At 63.6% G+C, this 5,882-nt stretch carries 6 protein-coding genes; 1 reads left to right on the top strand and 5 read right to left on the bottom strand.

All coding sequences use genetic code 11. From position 1 onward, the window contains the following. The 4 genes from IL54_RS24825 to IL54_RS05435 all read right to left on the bottom strand — a co-directional run. The coding region (locus IL54_RS24825; RefSeq protein ID WP_202807655.1) for a hypothetical protein at positions 1–329 on the bottom strand (329 nt) is incomplete at its 3' end. Then, the gene (locus IL54_RS05445; protein WP_081912779.1) at positions 326–1,240 is read right to left on the bottom strand and encodes an ROK family protein; all 915 of its coding nucleotides are present in this window, start codon (positions 1,238–1,240) and stop codon (positions 326–328) included. The genes IL54_RS24825 and IL54_RS05445, both read right to left, overlap by 4 nt. Beyond that, positions 1,228–2,370 carry a glycoside hydrolase family 68 protein gene (locus IL54_RS05440; RefSeq protein WP_237748789.1) on the bottom strand — a complete coding sequence of 381 codons (1,143 nt, stop codon included), beginning with the start codon at positions 2,368–2,370 and terminating at the stop codon, positions 1,228–1,230. Before IL54_RS05440 ends, IL54_RS05445 begins: the two co-directional genes overlap by 13 nt. Positions 2,371–2,661: 291 nt before the next feature. Further along, positions 2,662–3,666 carry a LacI family DNA-binding transcriptional regulator gene (locus IL54_RS05435; protein ID WP_037477875.1) on the bottom strand — a complete coding sequence of 335 codons (1,005 nt, stop codon included), beginning with the start codon at positions 3,664–3,666 and terminating at the stop codon, positions 2,662–2,664. A gap of 217 nt (positions 3,667–3,883) precedes the next feature. Here IL54_RS05435 and IL54_RS05430 point away from each other — a divergent pair, with 217 nt between their 5' ends. Then, the gene (locus IL54_RS05430) at positions 3,884–5,311 is read left to right on the top strand and encodes an MFS transporter (protein WP_237748788.1); all 1,428 of its coding nucleotides are present in this window, start codon (positions 3,884–3,886) and stop codon (positions 5,309–5,311) included. 192 nt (positions 5,312–5,503) lie between these two features. Here IL54_RS05430 and IL54_RS05425 read toward each other — a convergent pair. Beyond that, a partial coding sequence (locus IL54_RS05425; protein ID WP_037473798.1) for an alkaline phosphatase D family protein occupies positions 5,504–5,882 on the bottom strand: 379 nt, incomplete at its 5' end.

Genomic DNA, 5,882 nt, shown 5'->3' with positions numbered 1-5,882 from the left:
GGCAGGCGCAGATGGAATTTGATCGCATAGCTCTGACCGTCCACGCCCTGCCGCTCGGCCATTACCGCCTGCACGTCGCAATGTGCTTTCAGCGGAACCGTGCTGTCATATTGAAAACCGCGCGCATCGGGGGCGGGCGCTGGCCCTTCCGGCACGAACACCGCGCTGGTCACCCGCGTAGAGGCGTCGGGCCAATGGCCTTGCAGTGTCGATGCAAAGGCGGCGCAGCGATCACCGACCGCTGCGGTCGGCGCGACATCGGTCAACGATGTGCAGCCGCTCAGCGCCACGATCGCGGCGGATATGCCAGAATAGCGCCATTCGTTCATGCCTGGCTCCCCCTCAACGCATTCTGCCCCACGATGATCGCCCCCAATGGCCCCGCATCGCGCCCCAAGGCAGGCGGCACGATCAACGTCTCCAGCGCAGCGAGATCCAGCCCCGCCAGATAACCGCCCAGATTGGCGGCGACCGCCACCCGTATCTTCCCAAACAGGGTCGGACGGTAATCCAGCACCCCGCCGCCGATCACCAGGCGCTGGGGCGACACGCACAGGATCAGCATCGCCACCCATTCGCCCAGTTCGCGCGCCACCCGATCCCAAAGCGGATCGTCATCGGGCATATCCGCCAGCGCGCCGTTCGCCCGCGCCGCCAGCGCCGGACCACCGATCAGCCCCTCCAGGCAATCACCATGGGCAGGGCAGGCGCCTTCGAACATATCGCCCGGCATCCGCCGGATACGCATATGTCCTGCTTCGGGGTGAAGGCGGCCATGCACCGCCTTGCCATCGACCACCAGGCCAAGGCCAACGCCCGTCCCGATCGTCGCATAGCCATGCACCGCACATCCCATCGCCGCGCCCCATTGCCCCTCGGCCAGGGCCGCGCCCCCGACATCCGTGTCGATGCCGACGGGCAGGGCGAAGCGGCGCGCAAAATGGCCATGCACATCCGCCCCCGCCCAGCCGGGCTTGGGTGTGTTCTCCATGTGGCCAAAACGCGGACTGCTGGCGTCCAAGCAGAGCGGCCCGAAGCTGCCGATCCCGATCGCCGCGAACGGCACCTCGTCCTGCCATGCCGCCAAGGTTGCCGAAATCCGATCGAGCGTCTCCGGCCCCTCGGTCGCCCAGCGCTCCTGCCGCAGGATATCCTTGCCCCGCGCCAGCGTCGCGATACATTTGGTGCCGCCCAATTCGACGCCCGCGATCATGGTTTCCAGTGCCATCATGCCAGCCATGCCTTGTCGCCGTCGATCATAAGCCGCAATTCGGGGGCCGGGGTGCCGCCGAAATGCGCCCGCGCCTGCATGACATCGCGCGGTAGCTCCGCCAATCCGACGAGGTCGGCAAAGCTCTGCACGCATAGATCCGGCAGCACCAGCCAGCTATAGGCCTGGAACGGGGCGGAAGGTGGGTTGCCGAACACCAGCCCCGACCCATTGAGCGGTCGCCACGGGCCCAACAGCCTGTCCGCCACCATCCCGTAAAGCCCAGTCGGCCCAGCCGGGCCATCGGCCGCGAACACCTTTGTCTGCGTCGACCAGAACAGATAATAGCGCCCGTCCCGCATGATGACATGCGGCCGTTCCAGCTCATTGTTCAGCCCATCCGCCTCGGCGAGCGGCGGCAAGATCTCCCATTCTTGGTCAGCGACATGGCGCGCAATGCCGACGGCCCCATTCCACGCCGAACGCGACCGGGCTATCGATCCGGCAAACAGGATATAGTCTTGATTGTCGGCCGGATCGCGGAAAAAGGCCGGATCGCGAAACGCCTTGATCGTGCCGACCGCACCGCCGCCTGCCATGTCGCGGCTATAATGAACATCGTCCGGCTCCAGAAACTCGACAGGCTCCGACCATGGCGAAAGCGCTATGGCGCCATCCTGCACGGTCAAGGCCGCGCAGGTAAAGAATAGCCGCTGGGCAAAGCTGGTTTCCACCTCGCCCCGAACGCCGGCCACAGTATAATAAAGCGTGATCGTCTCGCCGTCGGGCGAAAGGATGGCCGAACCGGACCATTCGCGACTGCCGGGCGAAAAACCGTCCGGCAAAACCTGCCCCAGATCACACCATTCACCCTCGACGCGATGCAGCAGCCGCATCCGCGCCACGGCATGTCTGGCGTCGGGGTCGGGCAGAATGGGTGCCGACAGAGCTATGAACAGCGTGCCGCCTGCAATATCGGCCGGATGACCATCGACGGTCTGCACCGGCCAATAATCCCACAGGTCCAGCGTCTCGATCACGCGACGCTGCGCCGGGATGACCGGAGCGCAAGGCGCTGTAGCGCGATCGATGCGCTCGACGTCCTTTGCAGTCCAATGGCTGGTGGCAGGCATTTCGCTCATGCGGCGAAGCTCGCCCATGTCATGACCCCCGCCAAAGCGTGCAGTCTTTGGCGGAGGTCCGACTTCGCCCCGGCGGAACGAACGGCCGGAGAAGGCGCTGAAAGAGAGCGCAGGGCAGGATGCTCGTCATGGCCAAATCGACGTGCCGAACCCGGCACAATCCTCACTTCAGCCCTCACCGATCATCCCCTATGCGCAACTATCTTGTTGCCGCCCTGATATTTCCAAAAACAAACGTTTGCAATGTTAAATGCAAACGTTTGCAAAACTTTTTGCTTATTGAGGCAATCGCTTGGTTTCGAAAGGGGTTTAGGCCGAAGCGCGCAACACGAGCGTTGGCTGAAGGGAGACGGAGGCGGCCTCCTCGCCCGCGATCCGGCGGAACAGCAAGTCGACCATCATCTGCGCGCCCAGCACGAAATTCTGCCGAATCGTCGTCAGCGGTGGCGTCGTCTGTTCAGCGATGAACACATCGTCATAGCCCACCACGGCGACATCTTCGGGCACGCGCAATCCATGGTCGGCAATTGCGCGCAGCGCATTGAGCGCAATCACGTCCGACGCAGCGACGATGCCGTCCGGCGCCGCATCCTCTTTCAAATATGTCCGTACCGTCGCATAGGCGGCTTCGGCCGTGACATGCGAGGGCAGGACAGCGCCTTGCGGCACCCCAGCCTGCGCGATCGCCGCGTTGAAACCAGCAAAGCGGGCCGCGAATTCCGGCACCGTTGGATTGCCGACGAAGGTCAGCTTTTTCCGGCCTTGCGCCAGAAGATGCTGCGCAGCCAGCCGTCCGCCCTCGAAATTGTCGGACCCCACGGTCAACTGGCTGTAACCGGGTATCGACGCCCCCCACACGATCAGCGGCGCATAGCTGGCGGACACTGTTTCGATCACGTCGATCTGGTCCGATTGCCCGACGATGATGACGCCATCCACCTTGCCGGATTCGACAAAGGCTTTGAGCCACTGGTCGTTCGAGGGAATGACGCGCGAGAGCAGCAGGTCATAACCGCGATCGGCCAGTGCGTCGGCGAGCGAGGCGATCAGGCTCATGAAGAAGGGATCGGTCAGATGCTGCTCGGTCTCATGGCCCAACGGCAATATCACCCCCACAGCGCCGGTGCGCTGGAGCCGGAAATTGCGCGCGGCGACATTGATCTGGAAATCATGCTCGCGCGCCAACTGCTTGATCTTGTCGCGGGTAGCGACTGCGACCAGCGGATTGTCGGCCAAGGCGCGGGACACCGTGGATATGGACACGCCGGCAAGTGCGGACAGGTCGGCAAGGCTGGAGGCTTTCTGGCGTTTCATCCACATATCCCAAATCGACCGCACCCATGCTTCTGGGCGTCGTCGTCCCGCTACAGGCGTTTGCGCTATAGGGCGATTTGTCGGATCGGCGCAAATGGCGCTTTCCTGCCCTGCGGCCGATGGGCTTGCTCACGCAGGCCGCAGAGTCGCCAAACTGTAAGAGAGCGCCACTAGGCGCCGTCCCCGAAATGTCGGCGCGCTGGATCGCAGGCATGGGTTGAGCGGACATCATGTGCTGACATCGTTGCGAGCGTCAAAGCAGAACCTGCACCGGCGAATACCGCTGCGCGAACGGGCAGGGCGCGAAGGTCGGCTGCTCGCTTATTCTTCCGGCAATATGGGTAAGGCGCTGCTCTTTTCCGGGGCCGATCTCACCATCCTGTTTCTTCTGACCGACCTGTTGGGCCAATCGCCGACCAGCGCGGGTTCCTTGATGCTGGTCGCGGTGCTGGGCGATCTCGTCTTCGACTTGTTGGCGGCAAAGCTGGTTATCCGTCTGCGACGCACCGGGCGAGGTTATCGCTGGATGGTCGCGGCCGCCGCCATGCCCTGCGGCGCTGCTTTCGCCTTGCTCTATGCCTTGCCAGCGCTCGGCGTGCGCGATCTGTGGATCGTGGCCGCCGGGTTGCTGCTGTTTCGCGGTGCCTATGCGGTGATCGACGTGCCGCACAATGCACTCATGGCGCGGGTCACGTCGGACAGCCGATCGCGTGGCCGCGTGTCGGGCTATCGCCTGTTCTTCAGCACGATCAGTTCCCTGGCGATCGCCATCATCCTCGCGCCGATGGTACAATCCGCCGGGCGGACAGGGGACTTCGATCGGCTTGCCGTGGCCGGTGTCATCGCCTGTATTCTCTTTGCCGCGACCATGATTCTTAGTGCCTTGGCATCGAACAACGGTTCGACGCCCCCACCCGACCCAGCGGTCGAGGGCGACGGCATTGCGATTCCGTTGCGCGACCCCCTGATCCTGGCGCTGGCGCTCCTCGCTTTCATCACCGGCTTTGCCATCCCGATGTTCAGCCGGATGCTGCTCTATATCGGCACCTATGTGGTCCAGCGCCCGGATCTGGTGAAGATGCTGCTGCTGGGCCTGACCACCGGCCAGTTTTTGGGCGTTCTGGCCTGGACGTCGATGACTGGCCGGTTCAGCAAAGCGACCCTGCTGGCTGCAGGCCATGCCGTCTGCATTAGCGGCATCATGCTGTTCGCCCTGTGTCTCGCATGGCCCAATGCCCTGATCGCTTGCACGCTACTGATCGGCTTCGGGTTCGCCAGCATTTTCATGCTGCCCTGGGGCTTGCTGGCCGATGCCGTGGACGTCGTCGCCTGGCGTCACCACCGCCGGTTCGAAACCGGGCTATTCGCCTTCTATCTTGTGGTGGTAAAGGCGAGCGGAGCGGCCTCCACGGCGCTGATCGGCTGGACACTGGGCTGGCTCGGCTATGTGCCCGAAACTGTCCAGCCAGCATTGGTGCAGACAGCTATGCTCAGCCTGGGACTAGCCGTACCGATCGTCGGCAGCCTATGCGCGATAGCACTGATGCGCGCCAACGACATCAGCCATGCCCGCCATGCGCGCTTGCTCACGGCCCTGACGTACAGGCGCCAGCGCGCCGCGCGGCAACAATGTCCCCAGTTGTAAGAAGATCATGCGGCAAATGCAGATATTTGGCGGTGTCGCCGCACGCCACTATGCCAACATTCTCTGATTTGCATGTTCATGATGATGATCGTCGATAGACGCCGTGATGCTCCGCGCCGACGGACGCGCGGCGCTTAGCATTGCCTCGGGTGCGAACCCCGCCATCCTGCAATGGCGGGGTTTGCCTATGCCTTATGCGTTCTGCAGCAGCTTCGCGCCGCGCTGCACGGTCATGCGGTGCGTGCCTGCAAGGTCGGTCGTGCGCGTGCGGATATCCTTCATGAAGTGCCAGGAGCCTGCGACCTGCTGCGGCGTTACCTCTAGCGAGACATAGCCGCGCTGGCTGGTATCGCAGAAGGCCATGCCCGGATTGACCGCGCGGAGGGCGCGGGCGATGTCGGCTGGCGGCACGCCCTTGGCATAGGCTTCGAAACCCGGCGAGGTAACGCTGTGCCCCGCAAATTCCACGCCGACCCTATGCTTGCTGTCGCCCTGGCCAGGGCCGCGCTCACCCAGATTATAGCCCCAGGCATTGTGGCTGTCGCCCGACAAGACGACAAGGTCGGCATCG

Source organism: Sphingobium sp. ba1 (genome assembly GCF_000743655.1).
GTDB lineage: Bacteria > Pseudomonadota > Alphaproteobacteria > Sphingomonadales > Sphingomonadaceae > Sphingobium.
Note: the sequence above shows the minus strand (reverse complement) of the source record. Positions and strands in the feature narration are given on the sequence as shown.

Excerpts from the sequence above, each read along its gene's own strand:
- IL54_RS05435 (WP_037477875.1), bottom strand. The coding sequence starts at position 3,666 with ATGAAACGCCAGAAAGCCTCCAGCCTTGCCGACCTGTCCGCACTTGCC.
- IL54_RS05445 (WP_081912779.1), bottom strand. The coding sequence starts at position 1,240 with ATGGCTGGCATGATGGCACTGGAAACCATGATCGCGGGCGTCGAATTG.
- IL54_RS05440 (WP_237748789.1), bottom strand. The coding sequence starts at position 2,370 with ATGGGCGAGCTTCGCCGCATGAGCGAAATGCCTGCCACCAGCCATTGG.